Genomic DNA, 19,180 nt, shown 5'->3' on the forward strand with positions numbered 1-19,180 from the left:
ATTAATACCGCAAAAGAATGGGATTTGCGGAGAAGTATTGTAAGGGGATGAAAAAGTGAATAAGTCGCAACTGATTGATCAAATCGCAGAGGGTGCCGATATTTCTAAAGCGTCGGCGGGCCGTGCACTGGATGCCTTCGTAGAAGCGGTTTCTGATACGCTGAAGTCGGGTGACCAAGTTGCTCTGGTTGGCTTTGGTACCTTCTCTGTACGCGAGCGTGCAGCGCGTACTGGCCGTAACCCGCAAACCGGTGCAGAGATTCAAATTGCTGCCGCCAAAGTACCTGGCTTCAAAGCAGGTAAAGCACTGAAAGACGCCGTGAACTAATCACAGCGTGAGCCATTGCCGAATTATTCAAGTTTGACTGGGTGTTAGAGCTGCAAAGCCAATAACAACCGCGTATAATCCGGCAAGAAGAGCGTAAAGGCGCATCATTCGATGCGCCTTTTTAGTTGATAAACCACCAGCCCAAATCAGTTGGAGTACCGGCCAGTTATGATGGAACGTATACGCGAAGGCACCAACAGCCTTGCGGTGAAGATCATTTTAAGCCTTATTATCTTTTCCTTTGCTTTTGCCGGGGTCGGCAGCTATCTGGCAGGGGGTTCCAACCCGCCCGCGGCAACGGTAGGCGATAAAGAAATTAGTCGTGCACAGCTTGAGCGTGCATACCAAAACGAACGCGCGCGCATGCAGCAGCAAGCCGGTGAGCTGTTCAATCAACTTCTGGGTGATCCTGAGTATGTGAAGCGTTTTCGCCAAAACATTCTCGACCGGATGGTTGACGATCTCTTGCTTGAACATGAAGCCAGTGAACTCGGGTTACGTGTCAGTGACGCGCAAGTCAAAGATGCCATTCGTGCGATGCCACAATTCCGTCAAGGCGGACAATTCAACAATGAGCGTTATCAAGCCGCATTGCGCCAGACTGGGTTAAGCGCGGATGAGTTTGCCAACTATGTACGGACTGACTTAGTCCGTCAGCAGCTGCTTACGGCGTTGCAAGCCTCTGAATTTGTGCTGCCAAGTGAACTGGAAAGTCTTTACCGTCTAGAAGCGCAAAGCCGTGAAGTGCGTACTATCACGCTGCCGGTGGATGCATTTGCTGCCAAGGTTTCTTTGTCAGACGAGGAGCTTGAAGCTTACTATCAAGCTAATCAAGACGACTATGTGCAACCTCGCATGGTAAAAGTGGCGTATGTGGAGTTAACCGGTGAAGGGCTGGCTGACGATATTCAAGTCACTGACGAAGACATTGCCGCTTACTATCAAGAAAACCAATCGCAGTATGGTTCTCAAGAGCGTCGCAAAGTCAGTCATATTCTGATTGAAGGGACTGGTGACGACGCCAAAGCTCGTGCTGAGGCAGCACTTGAGCGCTTGAACCAAGGTGAAGACTTTAGTGAACTGGCACAGCAAGTCTCTGATGATACTTACAGTGCCGAACAAGGTGGATCACTGGATTGGATTGAGCCCGGTGTGATGGATCCTGCATTTGAAAAAGCGGCGTATGCGCTAGCCAACAAGGGTGACTATAGCCAAGTAGTAAAATCAGACTTTGGCTATCACATCATTCGTCTGGATGACATTGATGCTGCGGATATCACGCCACTGAGCGAGGTGAAAGACGATATTCGCGTTGCGCTGCAGCAAGAGCGCGCGGCGGATCGTTTCTATGCTCAATCAACAAAGCTTGCCGAAGTCGCGTTTGAAGATGCCAATGGTCTTGAGCCAGCTGCTGCTGCAATCAATGGTAAGGTACAAATCACTGACTTCTTTGCCCCAGAGCAAGCGCAAGGGGTAATGGCACGTCCAGAAGTGCAACAAGCGCTGGATAGCTATGACGTACGTGAAAATGGCCTGAACTCGGAACTGATAGAGCTTTCGGGTGAACATGCCATTGTGGTCCGCTTGGATGACGTCAAACCAGAGAAACAGCTGAGCTTTGATGAAGTGAAGGATCAGGTGGTACAGACCTTGGCCGCACAAAAAGGCCAGCAGCAAGCCCAAGAGCAAGCAGATGCTTTGCTGACACAGCTTGAAGCCAATGGTGCTCTGACTGACAGTGAATACACATTCAGCGAACCACAAACCTTAAACCGCGTTGCTCAACAACGTGCGATTTCTGAATTGGCCTTTACCTTACCTAAGCCGGAAGCGGATACCTCGAGTTATGGGGTGACTACAGACGAGCAAGGTAATGTGGTGGTTGTGGCACTGGATAAAGTGATTGAGCCAGAGGTGCCTGAAATTAGCCCGCAAAGCCAAATGGCAGCCCGTGTTGCCCGTGCGATGAGCAATATGTCTTTATCAGCAACCTTGGAAGAGCTACGTAACCAAGTGGATGTCAGTTACGCGGACTCAGACAGCCAATAAGCAGGTAATGGCTCACCGCGAGAGTTAGATGTCTCTCGCAGCAAAGTGTGCGAAACAACAAAAACGGCGTAGGACTTTTGTCCTGCGTCGTTTTTCTTTTTTTGAGCACATGCAAGGCTTGTAGGAGTGGCGTAGGTTGAGAGCGAAAATTAATCAACAGAGGATATCTGATGAAACAGCTACTCACTTGCCTAATGTTTGCTCTCTCTTTGCTCTTGGCACCCACGGCGTGGAGCGCGGATGACAGCGCGACCTCTGAGGCGGCTCAAGCGCAGACCATACAGGTCAACATCAATACCGCAGATGCTAAGACCCTCGCCGAAAAGTTAGAGGGCGTGGGGCCATCAAAAGCCGCCGCGATCATCGAGTATCGCGATAACCACGGCGCTTTTCGCGCACCGGATGATTTGATTAAGGTTAAAGGGATTGGGAGAGCGACGCTAAAGAAAAACCGGGATCGTATCAAAGTCTAAGTGACCCCCACGCGCAAAGGTTTTGCACAACCTTTGCGCGAATAAGGCTTGAGTCTTTGCCTGCCAAGACACACAATGACTCCATAACCGTCAATGTAGCAGGATGCGATGACTCAAAAACAAAGCCACTTTTTTGCCCACCTCGCGCGGATGAAGCTGATTTATCGTTGGCCATTAATGCGCAATGTTTCCGCAGAAAACATCTCAGAGCACAGTTTACAAGTTGCCTTTGTGGCACATGCACTCGCGCTTATCAATAACAAGCGGTTTGGCGGCCATTATCAGCCTGATCGGATCGCGGTGTTAGCCATGTTTCATGACTGCAGTGAAGTGATTACTGGTGATTTGCCGACGCCGGTGAAGTACTTCAATCCTTCCATTGCGACCGAATATAAAAAGATCGAGAAAATGGCGGAGCAAAAACTGATTGCGATGTTACCGCCGGAGCTGCAAGACGATTACCGTAGCCTGATTGATTCAGACACGATCGATGCAGATGATTATTTGCTAGTCAAGCAAGCCGACACGCTATGTGCTTACCTCAAGTGTTTGGAAGAGATTGCGGCTGGCAATCATGAGTTTGAGCAGGCTAAAAAGCGCTTAGAGACGGCGATGGAAAAGCGCCGTTCGCCGGCGACCGATTACTTTATGGCGACGTTTGTTCATAGTTTTACCTTATCGCTCGATGAGATTAGTGACGATGGACTTTAATCTTCCTGACGCGTGGCAAGCGCGTCGCATGCGCAATGAAAATAAAAAGCGACGCAATGATAAACGCTCCGTCTATCAGCGCGATAGAGCGCGCATTTTACACTCGGCGGCCTTTCGCCGCCTACAAGCGAAAACGCAGGTGTTGGGGGCTGAACACAGTGATTTTTATCGCACTCGACTCACGCATTCATTGGAAGTGTCCCAAATTGGTACTGGGATTGTCGCGCAACTGAAAGAAAAGCAGCCGACCTTTCGAGCGCTGTTGCCTTCAACTGGACTGATGGAAAGTTTGTGTCTAGCGCATGATATTGGTCATCCGCCCTATGGCCACGGTGGCGAGATCGCACTGAATTACATGATGCGTGAAGAGGGTGGGTTTGAAGGCAATGCCCAAACGTTCCGTATTGTCACCTTGCTAGAGCCTTATACTCAGCATCATGGTATGAACTTAGCGCGACGAACCTTATTGGGAGTGATGAAGTACCCTGCCTTAATCAGTGCTGCCCATAACGGACAATCGCCCACGCCGGTGACGGACTTTCGGCACTTGAAGGCGCGCGATTGGCAACCTGCTAAGGGCATTTATGATCATGATAGTGCGCGGCGCGATTGGGTCCTCGAACCATTATGTGACGCGGATAAAGCCCTCTTTTTAACCTTTCGTGATAACCAACCTGATGGCGAACACCGCAAAACCCGCTTTAAATCTTTAGATTGCTCCATTATGGAGTTGGCGGACGACATCGCTTACGGGGTGCATGATCTTGAAGATGCGATAGTGATGGGCTTAGTGAACCGAGAACAGTGGCAAGAAGCGGTTGCCAGTGTGCTCGCCGAGTGTGGCGATCCATGGTTAGAAAGCCATATTGGGGAGCTGAGTGAGCAGATGTTTGGCCCTCCTTATGAGCGCAAAGATGCGATTGGCGCGCTGGTGAATACCTTGCTCACGTCGGTTGAGATTGCGCCCACCGTGCAAGATGGTGCACAGTGCTTTCAATCACCGTTACTGGCGTGGAATGCGTTCTTGCCGGATGTGATGGCAGGTGTACTGGAGACACTGAAACGCTTTGTCAGTGAGTTTGTGGTTAAACAGCCAGAGCTTCAAGTAGTGGAGTACAAAGGGCAACAATTGGTGATGGAGCTTTTTGATGCGTTTGCCTCCGACCCGGAACGTCTCCTGCCCAAAGATTACCGGCAAGATTGGCTGATAGCGCAACAGGCGGGTGAGTCAGGAATGCGTGTCATTGCGGATTATTTGTCGTCGATGACCGACAGTTTTGCCCAGAAGCTGCATAGCACCATGTTTACCGCCGCCAGCAATGGTCCGCTTTATGCGATTCGCTAGTCGTCCTGCCCGCCGGATGGCGTGCGCGATGCCGGCATAAATGCCAGTTGGCGCGCGATCATGGACTCAAAGCTTGCGAGCAATGGCTGATAATACTCACTGTCACCACTGAGTTCGCTAAGTGCGGCAAATCCTGCCTCTAGGGTAGACAAGGCGCCCGGCTTGCGGCTTTTACGTATCCTGTATTGGCTTGATGGCATGGTGTTGATGGTAGCGGTGGGTAAATCATGCAGGTTGGTTGAAAGCTGATACATCTTGTAGGCTTTTTTCCATGTCCCGTCGAGTAAGATGATCCCCCATGGCAGCTGCTTGTCGTCCTCATCCAATGACTCGGTCAGTGATGAAAGTGAGCAAGCGTGCTCGCCCGGATACAAGACGGCATAGCGTCGCTCCGATTGCGCGAGTGCATCGTTAAGCGCGGCATGTTGGCTGAAATCCTCGCCTACCCAACACTGGCAATTATCTAGCGCAAGCGCGAGCAAACAAGCGCTGTTCTTAGGGTGTGAGACCTCATCGGGATGCTGCAGAATAATCACGGGAATGGTATTGGTCAGCGGTGTGACGGCATCGCACACACAAATCGCTTTCGCTTTATGACAAGACGCGCAGTATCGAGACATGATGATCGCTGGTTGAGAACGGAATCAAGCAGCGTTTTACCGCTGCTTGATGAAAAACGCAAGTATCACGTAGCCACGGTCGTGACCTGGCTGTAGCCCGAGAGGAAGCGTTCAAAGCGGCTAATAGCCATTTCTAAGTCATCCACGCGAGGCAAGGTGACAATCCGAAAATGATCCGGTTTGGGCCAGTTAAAGCCGGTGCCTTGTACCATCAAGACTTTTTCTTGCAATAAAAAGTCGAGCATCATCTTTTCGTCATTGTGAATGTTGTAGCGCTTAGTATCGATCTTCGGGAACAGATAGAGCGCTCCTTTAGGCTTTTTGCAGCTCACACCAGGGATTTGATTAATCAGCTCGTACGCTTTATCGCGCTGTTCTAATAAACGGCCACCGGGAAGAATTAACTCGTTAATACTTTGATAACCGCCCAATGCCGTTTGGATGGCATGCTGCATCGGCACATTGGCGCAAAGGCGCATCGAAGCCAGCATTTCCAAGCCTTCAATGTAGCCCCGAGCGTGCTGTTTGGGGCCAGTGACCAGCATCCAGCCAGAGCGAAAGCCGCAAACTCGATAGGCTTTTGACAAGCCGTTAAAAGTTAAACACAACACATCAGGGGCCAAGGTGGCGATAGAATGATGCTGCGCGCCGTCATAAAGGATCTTGTCGTAGATTTCGTCGGCAAAAATAATCAGATTGTGCTGGCGGGCTATCTCAACCACCTGCAGCAAAAAGTCGCGACTGTATACCGCACCCGTTGGATTGTTTGGGTTAATGAGCACGATGCCGCGTGTTTTAGCCGAGATCTTCGCCTTGATATCATCAAGATCTGGATACCAGTCCGATTCTTCATCACACAAGTAGTGCACCGGCTTGCCACCCGACAGTGACACCGCCGCGGTCCACAGCGGATAGTCCGGTGACGGCACCAATAACTCATCGCCATTATTGAGCAAGGCTTGCATCGCCATCACGATAAGCTCTGAGGCACCGTTACCCAGATACACGTCTTCAACATCTAAGTCCATCAAACCGCGTTTTTGATAGTGCTGAACCACCGCCTTACGCGCGGAATAAAGGCCTTTTGAATCGCAGTAACCTTGTGAGGTGGGAAGGTTACGGATCACATCGACCAAAATCTCATCTGGCGCATCAAAGCCAAAAGGCGCAGGGTTGCCGATATTGAGTTTTAAAATGCGGTGGCCTTCTTCTTCAAGCCGTTTGGCTTCTTTCATCACTGGGCCACGGATGTCGTAACAGACGTCATCCAGCTTGGCGGACATCCCGATGTGTTGCATTGACTTTCCTGTTTAGTAAAAGGTGAATATTGTTATTAGGCTTTTTTGGTAACTTACACTATTCGTGGTCTGATTCGAAAGAGATAAACGAATAAAGTTTTACCGGTGGCTGTCGGGCAAAAAAATCGACCAAGTTCGACAGAAGACTGATCTAGCGCATGTTTATCCCCGCAGGGGACAGGTAGACTGACAAGCATTAATTACGTGCTACATGAAGCCGTACACGATTTGCGAATAGGACTGCCGCCCGATGCGGTTGGAGGATGTCGTGACTACCCTGATTCAAGCGGCCAATCAGTTACAGAGCCAGTTGGCAATATGCCAAGCCTCCGCTCTGTTACAAGCAGATTTTGACTGGCCGAGTAACCTTTCCCCGATTGCTTGGCTGGATGCCCAGCCTGTCTTCCCGAAAATGTATTGGCAGTCGCGCGATGGCCGCGAAGAGGCATTGGTGTTAGGGGCGTGCCACCGTTTTTCTCAGCTACATGAAGCGCAAGCTTCACTCACGCCACAGCAACGAATTTGGGGATGTGTGGCGTTTGATGATGGCGTTGGGGATGGTGATTTTTTCCTGCCGGTCGTCGAGTTGATCCGCCGCGATGCGCATTGGCAGCTCTCTGTTAATGTGCAGGCGGGTGTGGATAGCCAAGCGATATTAAGCCAAGTGATCTGGTTGGGGCGGCCATTGGCCCCCATGCAGAGTCAAGTCAAACACGAAAACCATACCCCGATGTATCAGGGGTGGTGTCAATCGGTGACCACGGCGTTGGAGAAGATGGCATCGACATCGCTTAAAAAAGTGGTGTTAGCGCGACAAACACGGTTGACGTTGGATGCTCCCATTAGCGCCGGCCAGTTACTCAGTCACAGCCAGCAGCATAATGCAGAAAGCTTCCACTTTTTATTTGCGACTAGCGAGCAAGATGCATTTCTTGGCTCGACGCCCGAACGCTTGTATCGGCGCCGCGATTGTCGTGTCAGTACCGAAGCGGTCGCGGGGACCGTCAAGCGTGGCGCGACCTTCAGCGATGATCACCAATTAGGTGAGTGGTTACTACACGACAATAAAAATATTCACGAAAACCAATTAGTGGTTGACGATATCTTGGCGGGAATACGCCGTCATGCACTCACGGTAACTGCCGATCCTGCTCCGCACTTAATGGTATTGCGTCATTTACAACATTTGCGCCGCCGCATCAGTGCGATTGTCGGCCCCGGTGTGGACGATACGGTATTGTTAAGCGCCCTTCAGCCTACCGCCGCTGTCGCGGGGTTGCCGCGTGATTTGGCGCGCGCATTTCTTTCTCAACATGGCATTGTTCGCGGACGCTACAGTGGAGCGGTGGGGTATATCTCACAGCGTGAAAGCCAGTTTTGCGTTGCTATTCGCAGTGCGCAGCTTTCAGGCCATACCATTGATCTCTATGCAGGGGCAGGCATTGTGCCAGGCTCAGATCCGGATACCGAATGGCAGGAGCTGGATAATAAACTCACGACCTTGCGCCAATGTTTACCGGATGCTCCAGTGCCCCTCTCAGCCGAAAGAATGACAGGAGTGTGCGGATGACGCTGGCGCTCACCCACACATGGGCTGAAGTGATTATTGACGAGCTTACGCGACTGGGCGTGCAGCATATATGTATTGCGCCGGGTTCTCGCTCTACACCGCTCACGCTCGCTGCTGTAAAGCAAAGCCAGCATCCGCGACGCGGTGTCACTTTGCACAGTCACTTTGACGAGCGCGGGTTAGGCTACTTAGCGCTAGGGCTGGCAAAAGCGCATGCGTGTCCGGTTGCGGTGGTTGTCACCTCTGGCACCGCGGTGGCGAATCTTCTCCCTGCGGTGGCGGAAAGCCGCTTAACCGGCGAACCTTTGGTGATCTTATCGGCCGACCGACCGTTTGAATTGGTTGACTGTGGTGCCAATCAAGCCATTGAGCAACCCCGCTTGTTTTCTTCCCATGTCACGCAAACGCTCTCGCTCCCAGCCCCTGAGACCGCGATGCCCTTGTCAGCACTCCTGAGCAAGATTGATCATCTGATGGCTCAGCAGGCCCAGCATGGTGGCAGTGTGCATATCAACTGCCCGTTTCGAGAACCTTTCTATGGCGAGCGTGACCGAACGAGTGAGCAATCATTGCGGGCAGGATTGGGACAATGGCTTACTGATGACAAGCCGTATGTGAGCATGATGCCAACCAGAACGCAGTGGCAGATGCCTGCCTCTTGGCAACATCTCGCGTCGCAAAGCAGCAAGGTGGTATTGATTGCTGGTGCGCTGCCGGCCAACGTAGGCGCTCAGGTGGCGCGGTTGGCAAACGTCCTCGATGCGGTGGTGCTGGCCGACCCACAATCCGGCGTCAAAAGCACGGCGCCGGGGCATGATTTGTGGCTCAACGCGCCTAGCACTCGCGCGCTATTGGATGAGGCGGAGTGGGTTATTCAACTCGGTGGCCGTTTGGTGTCCAAACGCTTAACGCAGTGGCTGGCCAACATAGAAGTGCCGTACTGGCTGATCACCGATCGGGAACAAGCGCTCGATCCTGCTCATCGGCCCAGTGAATACATACGGTTTATGCCCCAGCAATGGGAGGAAGGTCTAGACGCGTTATCGGATGCGCTCACTCAGCTGCAACGACCAGTAAGCGGCTGGGCGCAGGCGGTGACCACAGCGGCACAGATACAACGGCAACACGCGTACGCAAAGGTGGAAGACAGCCTATCCGAACATCGTCTTTTTCAGTCTCTGCCTAAGTGGCTGCCCTCAGAGTGTGATGTGTTTTTAGGCAATAGTTTGACGATTCGCTTAGCCGATATTTGGAGTGAGCTGAGTGATTATCGCGTATACGCCAATCGGGGGGCGTCGGGTATTGATGGCTTACTCGCAAGTGCCGCGGGCGTGCAGCGAGTGAATCAGCACCCGATGCTGGTGGTGTTGGGAGATACCAGCGCCTTGTATGATTTAAACAGCTTGGCGCTGTGGCGTCATGCACCTGCCCCAGCGGTTATTTTGATCCTTAATAACGACGGCGGTGGGATTTTCGATATGTTACCGGTTGAGCCATCCCTGCGAGATGCTTACTACCGCATGCCGCATGGCTTGGGCTTTGAACCGGCAGCAACCATGTTTGGCTTGCCTTACCACCAGCCCAAAGATTTAGTGAGTTTGAGCGAAACCTTGCGAGGGGCGTTACAGTCACCCGGCGCAGAGGTCATCGAAGTCAATACACCTGCAGGCGAGGCAGGAAGTGTACTGAACCGTTTATTGGCGGAGGTTGCGCATGGCTAGTCGACTCACCTATCGTCAAGGTGGAGATCCCAATGGGCCGCGGGTGGTATTCTTACATGGGTTACTGGGTTGCGGCGACGATTGGCAAGCCGTAACTACTGCACTCTCCCATTGTCACTGGTTATGCCTTGATTTACCCGGACACGGCGAGAGCTGGACACAGCAATGTCAGCATTTTGACGATGCGTGTGACGCCATTTTGACAACTTGTGAGCAGGTATGGGAGCGGCAGCCAGCGCTATTGGTCGGTTACTCCCTCGGTGCGCGTTTAGCGATGCATTGCGCTACTTATGCACCCACTCGCTGGTCTGGCGTGTTGTTAGAAGGCGGTCATCCGGGACTTGCTGATAACGAGGCCCGTCAGCAGCGACTCGCACATGATAAGCAATGGGCCACACGCTTTCGTCATCAGCCGTTAGACGCGGTGCTAGACGATTGGTATCGCCAGCCTGTCTTTCAATCTCTTGATGAATCTGCCCGTTGCGCGATGGTCCAACGGCGCTTATCGAATCACGGTTCGGCCGTAGCGGATACCTTATTGGCTACGTCGTTAGGCCGTCAAGCCGACTTACGCAGTGCGCTTAAACACTGTTTTCAACACGGGCTCGTCATTGACTACCTTTGTGGTGAGCACGATAAAAAATTCCATGCACTTGCCAAACACTTGCATCAAACCACTGGGATTGGTGTCACGGTGATCCCTGAAGCGGGTCACAACTGTCACCAATCAAATCCACAAGGCTTTGTACACGCATTACTCGCAAGTGCAGCTTTTCAGGGCGTTGCCCCAACCAACCTATAAAGGGGAGATCCTATGGCTATTACGCCGGGTATAACCGAACAAGAACTGTATGCACCCATTGAATGGGTAGAGGCTGATCAGACATTCAGCGACATTCTTTACCATAAATCGGCAGACGGTATTGCGCGTATTACGATTAATCGCCCCCAAGTTCGCAATGCCTTTCGCCCCCAAACTGTCAAAGAGATGATGCAAGCGCTTGCTGATGCCCGTTACGACAGTGATGTAGGAGTGATCATCTTGACCGGTTTAGGCGAAAAAGCCTTTTGTTCAGGAGGCGATCAATCCATCCGTGGTGACTACGGCGGCTATCAAGACGACGAAGGCACCCATCATCTTAATGTGCTGGACTTTCAGCGTCAGATCCGTACCTGTCCAAAGCCTGTGATTGCTGCCGTGGCCGGTTATGCTGTAGGTGGAGGTCACGTGCTACATATGATGTGCGATCTGACCATCGCGGCCGATAACGCCCAATTCGGCCAAACCGGGCCCAAAGTGGGCAGCTTTGATGGTGGCTGGGGCGCCTCGTACATGGCTCGCATTGTGGGTCAAAAGAAAGCGCGTGAAATTTGGTTCCTATGTCGGTTCTATAACGCGCAAGAAGCGTTGGATATGGGACTAGTAAACACTGTGGTGCCACTTGCCGACTTGGAGCGCGAAACCGTGCGCTGGTGTCGTGAAGTGCTGCAGCACAGCCCGATGGCACTGCGTTGCTTAAAAGCCGCGTTGAATGCTGACTGTGACGGACAAGCTGGGTTGCAGGAGTTGGCAGGGAACGCAACCATGATGTTCTATATGACTGAAGAAGGGCAAGAAGGGCGCAATGCGTTCAACGAGAAGCGCCGTCCGGCGTTCAATCGTTTCCCACGCAATCCATGAGGTGAGTATGAGGCAGGCACGGATCTACCACTATAGGTTACCGATCCAGTCGGGCGTATTTGTGCGCGACCAGCGACTGGCTGAGCGGGAAGGGTTAGTGGTTGAGCTGAGCGAAGGCGCACGTCGCGGCTGGGGCGAAGTGGCGCCTCTGCCGGGGTTTAGCCAAGAGAGCTTTGCACAAGCACGCCATGCGTTGATTGCCGCTACCGCGGCATGGTGTGATCACCGCCATGTGGCGATGACGCAATTACTGCCCTCAGTCGCATGGGGAGTGAGTGTGGCGCAAGCGGAGTTGGACCAAAAGCTACCGACGGAGGCGACGTTTGCGACTGTGCCTGTCTGTACGGGCGATCCTGATGCGCTCTTACAAGCCTTGAGTGGACCAAGTCAAACGCCATCACCGCAAGCCAAGGTAAAAGTAGGCGAATATGAGGTGGCGCGCGATCGGTTGATGGTCACGACCTTACTGGAGGCGATTCCGACATTAACCTTGCGACTGGATGCCAATCGGCGTTGGCGGCCAGAGCAGCTAAGCCAGTTTTGGCAAGGTTTGAGTGAGGCACATCAACAGCGGATTAGCTGGATTGAAGAGCCCTGTGCCGACCCCTTGCAATCACTGCGCTGTGCGCAACAGCTGGGCTTTCCTCTCGCTTGGGATGAGACATTGCGCGATCACGATGACAGTGAATTGATTGAAAGTGAATACGCTTCAGTGTGGGTACTCAAGCCCACCTTGATGGGCGATCTTGCGTCACTGACAAGCTGGATTGATAGCGCGAAAACGCTTGGCAAGCAGGCTGTGATCAGTGCTGCGCTAGAATCAAGCCTTGGACTCACGCAGCTATCACGCTTTGCCACCTGGTTAACGCCTGATGTGGTTCCTGGGCTTGATACCCTGAGTATCTTTGCTCATCAACTTGACCGTACGTGGCCGGGTGCGCCGCAGCCATTAGCGCCTCTACATGACCAGCCCCTTATCTGGGTGAATACATTGTGACAGCCTCGGCGTTCGGATTTAAGGTGTGGCCGTGGCGGCACTGGGCTGGCTGTGCGCCAGACTCGCTTGCCATCGAGAGTGACACCTCACTGACATGGCAGGCGCTGGTGGCGGATGTGGACCGTCAGCAAACGCAGTTTAATGCCGCGCCAGTGGTGGTGTTCGACAGTCGTCTTGCTCCCCAGCGCTTAGTGGTGGGCCTGCTTGCTGCATGGCAAGCGGGCAAGATCACCTTAGTGCTCAATCATGCTTTAAGTGACGACGTGAAAGCCGCCGTGTTGGCTGAACTTGGCGAATTTCAATGGCTGGACTGCGCTCAAAATGAGGCAAGGGGAGCCGACGCGATATCGATAGCGCCTTGGCAACCACAGCAACCGCTCACCATGACGCTTACATCGGGATCAACAGGAAAGCCCAAAGCCGTGGTACATGCCGCGCATCAACACCTTGCCAGTGCGGCAGGTTTAACCCAGATGCTGCCGTATCAAGGGCTGTCTGAGCACGAGGAGAGGCCGAGCAGTAGCACCGATAGTTGGTTGTTATCGTTGCCGCTTTTTCATGTGTCGGGGCTGGCTATTGTGTGGCGCTGGTTATTCAAAGGTGCCACCCTCACCATTTTCCCTTGTCAGGGAGAAGCTTTACCCGAATCACTGACTCGGGTGACACACGCCTCATTGGTGCCCACACAACTCTATCGCGCCTTACCTTGGTTGGCCGCGCGGCAAGCGCCTTCTCGACTTAAGCATGTATTACTGGGCGGTGCAGTGATTCCCGCACGATTGACACAACTAGCTGAGCAACAGGGCATTGCTTGTTGGTGTGGCTATGGCATGACAGAAACCGCATCGACCGTCACGTTAAAGCGCGCCGATGGCCATGACGATGTCGGTGAGCCTTTGCCGTATCGTACCGTTGCGCTGGCGAGCGATGGTGAAGTGATTCATCGTGGCGACACGCTCGCGTTAGGATATTGGCAAGCGGGACGGTTAAAGGCGCTTTCGGCAGAGCAAGGCTTAGGCTCCCGGGATCTGGCGAGATGGGAGACGCGCCGCCAGCGGCCTGTGTTGCGTATTATCGGGCGTAAGGATAATCAGTTTATCTGCGGTGGAGAAAATGTTCAGCCTGAGCGTATTGAAAGCCACTTACTCCAACGAGACGAGATCAACCAAGTCGTGGTTGTCCCGGTTATTGACCATGAATTTGGCGCGCGTCCAGTGGCGATAGTGCAAAGCACAGCGCAACTGGATCAGGCGCAATTAACGGCGCATTGTCATTCGCTAGCGCCTTATCAACGTCCCATTGCTTTTTTGCCGTGGCCGATATTAGAGCAGGGTGCCAGTATCAAGCCGTCACGTTTGCAGCTTGCCCAATGGGCAAGCCAGCAAATCGAACACTAAGGCCGGTCGGCACGTAAGCGAATCACCTCGTCGCGCATATACGCGGAGGTGGCTTTTTCCGGCTCCACGGCGGGGCCGGCCACCACAGTTACCTTTGACCAAAAGCGTTTTGGCAGTTTTAACATGGCCTTGCCGCCATGTCGGCTAAAATAACTGCCCCATAAGCCTTGCAGTGCCATGGGTACGACAGGGACCGGTGAACGCTGCAGAATCATATCCATGCCACGGCGGAACTGGTCTATTTCACCATCAAAGGTCAGGTGACCTTCTGGGAAAATCAACACCACTTCGCCATTATCTAACGCGCGTTGGATCTCATTCATCGCGGCGCGAATGGTGCGTCCTCGGTGACTGATGGGGATCACTTTTGAGGTGCGGAAAAACCAATGCAGCACGGGTAATTTGTACAAGTCTTCAAACATCACAAAGCGAATCGGACGATGACAAGCACCCGCCAGCAAAAGCGCGTCCATGTAGCTGACATGATTACAAATCAGTAAGGCTCCCCCTTGTTCGGGAATATGGTGTAAATCTTTATGCTTCACCCGATACAAGGTGTGCGTGATCATCCACGTAAAAAAGCGCAGTGCAAAAATCGGCACCAACTGACTGACATAGATAGCCACCAATAAATTGAGCACTGTCAGTAACAGGAAAAACTCGGCAATGGAGATTTTGATCACCACCAAGAGGGTGATGCCAAGAATGGCACTTGCCACCATAAACAACGCATTGAAGATATTGTTGGCGGCAATAACGCGTGCACGCGCGGCTTTATCGGCGCGCTGTTGCATCAAGCTATACAAGGGAACAATAAAGATCCCACCGAACACGCCAATCATCAATAAATCGATAAACACCCACGTCAGTGCCGGATCGGTCACAAAGGCGATTAAATCGCTGTGCACAGTTGTGCTGGCGGGCGTGGCAAAAAATAAATGCAACCCAAAGCCGGTAAGCCCAAGGCTTCCCAAGGGCACGATACCGGGCTCGATACGGTGGCCGGACAGCTTGTCACACAGCAGCGCGCCCACCGCGATACCGATTGAAAATAGGGTCAGTAAGAAGGAAACGCCGGTTTCATTCCCGCCCAGCAAGGCGGTGTATTTAGGAAACTGGGTCAGGTAGCTTGCACCAAGAAACCAAAACCAGCTGATACCTAAAATGGCCTGTAAGGTCACTTTGTCTTGGCGTGCAAAACGCAAGGTTTGTTTCATCAGTGCGATGGGTTTATAGCGCAGATTGAGGGTTGGATTACCGGCAGGCGCGGGGGGGATCGCATGTGCCGATAGCACGCCCAGCAGTGCAAAGGCTAATACCGCGGCGCCGGCAACCAGATTGGCATGTGGGTGATGAGCGATAAATCCGGCGAGTAAGGTCCCGAGTAGAATAGATAAAAACGTGCCGGTTTCGACGAGCGCATTGCCCGAGACCAGTTCTTTATCGCTCAAGGTTTGTGGTAGCAGAGCGTATTTTACCGGGCCAAAAAAGGCGGACTGGGTGCCCATCATAAACAATAACCCTAGCAGCACTGTCCATGATTCGTAATACAAGGCAATCGCGGCGCTCGACATAATTACGACTTCCAGCCATTTCACGCGCTGCATGATAAGGGCTTTGTCGTATTTGTCGGCAAGTTCACCGGCAAAGGCAGAAAACAGGAAAAAAGGCAGAATAAATAGCCCCGCCGCGGCATTAATAAACAGAGTTGCATCCATTGGCAATTGCTCGGCGGAAGCAAATGCGACCATGATCACCAACACGTTTTTATAAACGTTATCGTTAAAGGCCCCTAACGCCTGTGTGATGAAATAGGGCAGAAAGCGTCGCTCGCGTAGAAGCTGAAACTGTTGGCTCATGAGTACATCGGTCCGTTTAGCGGTGCAATAAGCGACTTATACTAGCAAGGCGAGGCGAGTGCGCAACCTTTAAACGGGTTGCGCATCATTAGGTTATGCGATTGGCAATCAGTGTGCACACCCGATATTGGCTGTGTCAGCGACAAATAACGGTTATTGATTACTGCCAGTCGATAGTGGCGTTAGGCAAATTTTTGGCTGTTTTTTATCGAGACTTGATCATTCAACGTCCAAAAGTCATATAGCACGCCGAGTAAGAAGAAACCGCCCGTAAACAGGTAAATGACCCCAGTGATCCATTTCCCCATGTACATACGGTGGACCCCAAAGATACCTAAAAATGTCAGCAGCAGCCAAGCGACGGTGAAATTGGTTTGTCCGCTACGAAAACGTAGATCCGCTTCCTTATCCATTAGCGGGATCAAGAAGAGATCGATAATCCAGCCAATCCCGAGCAGGCCGAGGGTAAAAAACCAAATCGTCCCAGTGACAGGTTTACCATAGTAAAAACGGTGTGCGCCAAGAAAGCCAAAGATCCAAAGCAGATAACCGATAAACTTGCTGTGGGTATCATTCATGGTCCAGTCCTATCAATGTAAATAAATGCGTTGTGAGCTTGGAGTCGTGACAGCGTAAATGGTTCCTTGAGTGCGCCAAACTTCGCGATGGTTCCCGAATCCGGTGGTGACGTTTGGTAACAATTAATGTCAGTCATAGGATTGACTTCACTTCCAGACACTCTAGCATGACATCAGTCATAAACCACAGATGAAGCAATCATGAAAAAATTACTCTCTGTCGCAGCGTTGATGTTTGTCTTCGTTGTTTCAGCGCCTTACGCAGAAGCCAAGCGCTTTGGTGGCGGTAAGTCATTTGGCAAAAGCTTTAAAACTGCCCCCGCCCCTAAGCAAAAAACAACCGATACCAACACCATCAAACAAAGCCCGACCAAAAGCAGCAGTAAAAAAGGCTTGATGGGTGGTTTACTCGGCGGCTTACTCGCCGGAGGTTTGTTGGCGGCCTTTTTTGGTGGTGCCTTTGAGGGTATCCAATTTATGGATATCTTAATCCTTGGTTTAATTGCCTACCTGATTATGAAGTTCTTGCGGGGCATGACACAGGCCAAAGCCAGTGCTCAGGCGCAAGGGCCCGCTTACGCGGGACAAAACAAAGGCTATTATCACGAACAGCCCTCAGCGTTTCGTAACAATGCCACAGATACCAACGCGACGTCGGGTGGTTTCGGGGAAACACAAACCGATGTCCCCTTTAACTTCCCGCCACAATTCGACATGCAAAGCTTTTTGAGTGGTGCGCGCGAACATTACCGTATTTTGCAAGGCGCTTGGAACCATAACGAGCTGGAGAAAATCCAAGAGTACGTGACGCCAGCGCTGTATAACGACTTAGCCGCCGAACGTGCGCGATTAGGCGGGGAGCAACACACCGAAGTGATGTATGTGGATGCTGAGATTGTGCGTGCCGATTACGACAGTCGCACTGCCCAACTGAGTTTGAAATTCACCGGTCGTTACTGTGATCGTGTCGAGGGTGTAGAAGAAGATATCTCGGATATTTGGCATTTGGAGCGTGATTTGACCCAGTCCAATGCACCTTGGTTGATCGTAGGTATTCAAAGCTAAAGCGAGAACTCGCGTTTCGCTACAATAACGCTAGCTCATCACTGGGCTGGCGTTTTTTATGTTGCCGCCTCGAGGTAAATTAAATTATCTAACGCTTGCTGGGTACTCTCACCGCACACGTCTTTGTCAGCGCTAAAGGCACTACACACCGCAGGTCGCTCAGGACGACCAAACAGTTTACATAAATTATGCTCGTCGAGTTGGACACATCGTGTTCCTGCGGGTTTACCGTCAGGCATACCGGGTATTGGAGAGGAAATACTCGGGGCAATACAACACGCGCCGCAGCCTAAACGGCACGAGAATGTCGGCGTAGTGGGCATAAAACCTCGGTATCAGAGCAAAACGGGCAGGCACTCTACCATTGACGTTGGTTGTCGCCAAGTCGGGAAGGGAAGGTCGCTTGCACTTTACCGCTATGATGGTTATAACAGCGGCGCAATGTCGTTACCGCCACAAAGCGGAAAAATATAAGAGAGTACACATCATGAGCACGCCTTTTTGGCAACAAAAAACCTTGGCGCAAATGAGCGACGAGGAGTGGGAAGCTTTATGTGACGGTTGTGGCCGTTGCTGTTTACATAAGCTGATCGACGAAGAGACCGACGAGCTCTACTACACCAACGTGGCGTGTAGTCTGCTCGATGATAAAACGTGCTCATGCAAAGACTATCCCAATCGCTTTTCTTATGAAGAGTCATGCCTCAAGCTTACCCGCGATAAAATAGATGAATTCTATTGGTTGCCAGAGACTTGCGCATACCGCTTGTTGGCCGAGAATAAACCTCTGCCTGAGTGGCATCCTCTGATCACTGGCTCAAAAGCGGCAATGCACCAAGCTGGGATCTCGGTCAAAGACAGCGTGGTATACGAAATCGATGTGATTGATTGGGAAGATCATATTTTGAATCATCCTGCCGGGCGTTAGTGGCGGCAGACATATTATGACGTTGTTTAGCTAGGCACCGACACTTGCGGTGCCTTTTTTGTTAAGACGGCACTGTATCGACATGCAAGCCACGGCGTAAGGCGATGGTTCTTCGCGGATAACCCATTGTTTATTTTCTGTTGTTGGGCATAATGATCGCCAACTCGACAGGAGGTGGAATGCAAGAGTATGCACGTCGTTCTAAAGCTGGCTGGGCCCTCGCGGTAGCGATATGGGTTCTGGCAGTGTGCGCCTTGCAAAACCAACTGAGTTGGCAATCAGGTGTGCAAGCCGCTTGCCAAGCATTGAGTATGCAAGACCAAAGTGATGATGCGAGTGCGGTCGGGAAAAAATGTGCCCTGTCTGAGCAGCTGGTTCAGCCTACCGCGTTGACGCTCGATTGGCTTCCCGCGCCACTTTGGTGGCTGATTGTATTACTTGCGGTCATGGCGACGGTGAGCGTATCGATTACCTTACCCACTCACGACCCACCCACCTATCGGCGACGGCACCTTTGTTTTTGTGTGTTCCGAGAATAAAGCGCCTGCTTTTCAAATGGC

Annotated in this window: 19 protein-coding genes; 14 read left to right on the forward strand and 5 right to left on the reverse strand. The window is 52.0% G+C overall.

All coding sequences use genetic code 11. The features are described from left to right. Positions 1-55 precede the first annotated feature (55 nt). From hupB to BZJ18_RS05845, 5 genes are all read left to right on the forward strand, one after another. Entirely contained in the window at positions 56-328 is a 273-nt protein-coding gene (gene hupB / locus BZJ18_RS05825) for a nucleoid-associated protein HU-beta (RefSeq protein WP_069590554.1), read from the forward strand. 168 nt (positions 329-496) lie between these two features. After that, a complete protein-coding gene (gene ppiD / locus BZJ18_RS05830; protein ID WP_077455695.1) occupies positions 497-2,377 on the forward strand; it encodes a peptidylprolyl isomerase in 1,881 nt (626 codons plus the stop codon). 170 nt (positions 2,378-2,547) lie between these two features. Further along, the gene (locus BZJ18_RS05835) at positions 2,548-2,850 is read left to right on the forward strand and encodes a ComEA family DNA-binding protein (protein ID WP_198532191.1); all 303 of its coding nucleotides are present in this window, start codon (positions 2,548-2,550) and stop codon (positions 2,848-2,850) included. A 108-nt stretch (positions 2,851-2,958) separates the two neighbouring features. Then, entirely contained in the window at positions 2,959-3,561 is a 603-nt protein-coding gene (gene yfbR, locus BZJ18_RS05840) for a 5'-deoxynucleotidase (RefSeq protein ID WP_069590549.1), read from the forward strand. Further along, on the forward strand, positions 3,551-4,906 hold the full coding sequence (locus tag BZJ18_RS05845; protein ID WP_077455697.1) for an anti-phage deoxyguanosine triphosphatase: 1,356 nt from the start codon (positions 3,551-3,553) through the stop codon (positions 4,904-4,906). Before yfbR ends, BZJ18_RS05845 begins: the two co-directional genes overlap by 11 nt. Here BZJ18_RS05845 and BZJ18_RS05850 read toward each other — a convergent pair. Both BZJ18_RS05850 and BZJ18_RS05855 read right to left on the reverse strand, forming a co-directional pair. Beyond that, positions 4,903-5,526 carry a tRNA-uridine aminocarboxypropyltransferase gene (locus BZJ18_RS05850; protein WP_077455698.1) on the reverse strand — a complete coding sequence of 208 codons (624 nt, stop codon included), beginning with the start codon at positions 5,524-5,526 and terminating at the stop codon, positions 4,903-4,905. The two genes, BZJ18_RS05845 and BZJ18_RS05850, sit on opposite strands and share 4 nt — an antisense overlap. Positions 5,527-5,591: 65 nt before the next feature. Further along, positions 5,592-6,824: a pyridoxal phosphate-dependent aminotransferase gene (locus tag BZJ18_RS05855; RefSeq protein WP_069590543.1), complete on the reverse strand. Its 1,233-nt coding sequence runs from the start codon at positions 6,822-6,824 to the stop codon at positions 5,592-5,594. 268 nt (positions 6,825-7,092) lie between these two features. Between BZJ18_RS05855 and BZJ18_RS05860 the strand changes: the two genes are divergently transcribed. Genes BZJ18_RS05860 through BZJ18_RS05885 form a run of 6 tightly spaced genes read left to right on the forward strand, consistent with a single transcriptional unit; the run spans position 7,093 to position 14,190 of the window. Further along, positions 7,093-8,394 (forward strand): isochorismate synthase, encoded by a 1,302-nt coding sequence (locus BZJ18_RS05860; RefSeq protein WP_158011255.1) that lies wholly within the window; start codon positions 7,093-7,095, stop codon positions 8,392-8,394. Next, positions 8,391-10,115: a 2-succinyl-5-enolpyruvyl-6-hydroxy-3-cyclohexene-1-carboxylic-acid synthase gene (menD, locus tag BZJ18_RS05865; RefSeq protein WP_077455700.1), complete on the forward strand. Its 1,725-nt coding sequence runs from the start codon at positions 8,391-8,393 to the stop codon at positions 10,113-10,115. Before BZJ18_RS05860 ends, menD begins: the two co-directional genes overlap by 4 nt. Further along, positions 10,108-10,917, forward strand: a complete 810-nt coding sequence (gene menH, locus BZJ18_RS05870; RefSeq protein WP_077455701.1) for a 2-succinyl-6-hydroxy-2,4-cyclohexadiene-1-carboxylate synthase — start codon at positions 10,108-10,110, stop codon at positions 10,915-10,917. The genes menD and menH overlap by 8 nt, the downstream gene beginning before the upstream one ends. A gap of 12 nt (positions 10,918-10,929) precedes the next feature. Next, entirely contained in the window at positions 10,930-11,796 is an 867-nt protein-coding gene (gene menB, locus BZJ18_RS05875; protein WP_069590537.1) for a 1,4-dihydroxy-2-naphthoyl-CoA synthase, read from the forward strand. A 7-nt stretch (positions 11,797-11,803) separates the two neighbouring features. Continuing rightward, positions 11,804-12,793 carry an o-succinylbenzoate synthase gene (gene menC / locus BZJ18_RS05880; protein WP_077455702.1) on the forward strand — a complete coding sequence of 330 codons (990 nt, stop codon included), beginning with the start codon at positions 11,804-11,806 and terminating at the stop codon, positions 12,791-12,793. Next, entirely contained in the window at positions 12,790-14,190 is a 1,401-nt protein-coding gene (locus BZJ18_RS05885; protein ID WP_158011256.1) for an AMP-binding protein, read from the forward strand. Before menC ends, BZJ18_RS05885 begins: the two co-directional genes overlap by 4 nt. Here the strand turns inward: BZJ18_RS05885 and BZJ18_RS05890 are convergent. Continuing rightward, a complete protein-coding gene (locus tag BZJ18_RS05890; protein ID WP_077455704.1) occupies positions 14,187-16,049 on the reverse strand; it encodes an MFS transporter in 1,863 nt (620 codons plus the stop codon). The genes BZJ18_RS05885 and BZJ18_RS05890 overlap by 4 nt on opposite strands. Positions 16,050-16,231: 182 nt before the next feature. Further along, positions 16,232-16,627, reverse strand: coding sequence for an NINE protein (locus BZJ18_RS05895; protein ID WP_077455705.1), 396 nt, complete (start codon positions 16,625-16,627; stop codon positions 16,232-16,234). A gap of 201 nt (positions 16,628-16,828) precedes the next feature. Between BZJ18_RS05895 and BZJ18_RS05900 the strand changes: the two genes are divergently transcribed. Then, entirely contained in the window at positions 16,829-17,692 is an 864-nt protein-coding gene (locus BZJ18_RS05900) for a Tim44 domain-containing protein (RefSeq protein ID WP_077455706.1), read from the forward strand. Positions 17,693-17,748: 56 nt separating this feature from the next. Here BZJ18_RS05900 and BZJ18_RS05905 read toward each other — a convergent pair whose 3' ends face one another. Further along, complete coding sequence (locus BZJ18_RS05905) at positions 17,749-18,015, reverse strand: YkgJ family cysteine cluster protein (protein ID WP_077455707.1); 267 nt, start codon at positions 18,013-18,015, stop codon at positions 17,749-17,751. 164 nt (positions 18,016-18,179) lie between these two features. On the opposite strand from BZJ18_RS05905, the gene BZJ18_RS05910 reads away from it, so the two are divergent. Then, positions 18,180-18,620 carry a YcgN family cysteine cluster protein gene (locus BZJ18_RS05910; RefSeq protein WP_077455708.1) on the forward strand — a complete coding sequence of 147 codons (441 nt, stop codon included), beginning with the start codon at positions 18,180-18,182 and terminating at the stop codon, positions 18,618-18,620. 179 nt (positions 18,621-18,799) lie between these two features. Further along, positions 18,800-19,159, forward strand: a complete 360-nt coding sequence (locus tag BZJ18_RS05915) for a hypothetical protein (RefSeq protein WP_077455709.1) — start codon at positions 18,800-18,802, stop codon at positions 19,157-19,159. Positions 19,160-19,180: the final 21 nt, after the last annotated feature.

Origin of the sequence: Salinivibrio sp. IB872 (assembly GCF_001995345.1) — a bacterium.
In the GTDB taxonomy this organism is placed as follows: domain Bacteria; phylum Pseudomonadota; class Gammaproteobacteria; order Enterobacterales; family Vibrionaceae; genus Salinivibrio; species Salinivibrio proteolyticus.

Excerpts from the sequence above, each read along its gene's own strand:
- ppiD (WP_077455695.1), top strand. The coding sequence starts at position 497 with ATGATGGAACGTATACGCGAAGGCACCAACAGCCTTGCGGTGAAGATC.
- BZJ18_RS05900 (WP_077455706.1), top strand. The coding sequence starts at position 16,829 with ATGAAAAAATTACTCTCTGTCGCAGCGTTGATGTTTGTCTTCGTTGTT.
- menD (WP_077455700.1), top strand. The coding sequence starts at position 8,391 with ATGACGCTGGCGCTCACCCACACATGGGCTGAAGTGATTATTGACGAG.
- menH (WP_077455701.1), top strand. The coding sequence starts at position 10,108 with ATGGCTAGTCGACTCACCTATCGTCAAGGTGGAGATCCCAATGGGCCG.
- menB (WP_069590537.1), top strand. The coding sequence starts at position 10,930 with ATGGCTATTACGCCGGGTATAACCGAACAAGAACTGTATGCACCCATT.
- BZJ18_RS05855 (WP_069590543.1), bottom strand. The coding sequence starts at position 6,824 with ATGCAACACATCGGGATGTCCGCCAAGCTGGATGACGTCTGTTACGAC.
- BZJ18_RS05910 (WP_077455708.1), top strand. The coding sequence starts at position 18,180 with ATGAGCACGCCTTTTTGGCAACAAAAAACCTTGGCGCAAATGAGCGAC.
- BZJ18_RS05890 (WP_077455704.1), bottom strand. The coding sequence starts at position 16,049 with ATGAGCCAACAGTTTCAGCTTCTACGCGAGCGACGCTTTCTGCCCTAT.
- BZJ18_RS05835 (WP_198532191.1), top strand. The coding sequence starts at position 2,548 with ATGAAACAGCTACTCACTTGCCTAATGTTTGCTCTCTCTTTGCTCTTG.
- BZJ18_RS05905 (WP_077455707.1), bottom strand. The coding sequence starts at position 18,015 with ATGCCCACTACGCCGACATTCTCGTGCCGTTTAGGCTGCGGCGCGTGT.
- BZJ18_RS05850 (WP_077455698.1), bottom strand. The coding sequence starts at position 5,526 with ATGTCTCGATACTGCGCGTCTTGTCATAAAGCGAAAGCGATTTGTGTG.
- BZJ18_RS05895 (WP_077455705.1), bottom strand. The coding sequence starts at position 16,627 with ATGAATGATACCCACAGCAAGTTTATCGGTTATCTGCTTTGGATCTTT.
- menC (WP_077455702.1), top strand. The coding sequence starts at position 11,804 with ATGAGGCAGGCACGGATCTACCACTATAGGTTACCGATCCAGTCGGGC.
- yfbR (WP_069590549.1), top strand. The coding sequence starts at position 2,959 with ATGACTCAAAAACAAAGCCACTTTTTTGCCCACCTCGCGCGGATGAAG.
- BZJ18_RS05845 (WP_077455697.1), top strand. The coding sequence starts at position 3,551 with ATGGACTTTAATCTTCCTGACGCGTGGCAAGCGCGTCGCATGCGCAAT.
- BZJ18_RS05915 (WP_077455709.1), top strand. The coding sequence starts at position 18,800 with ATGCAAGAGTATGCACGTCGTTCTAAAGCTGGCTGGGCCCTCGCGGTA.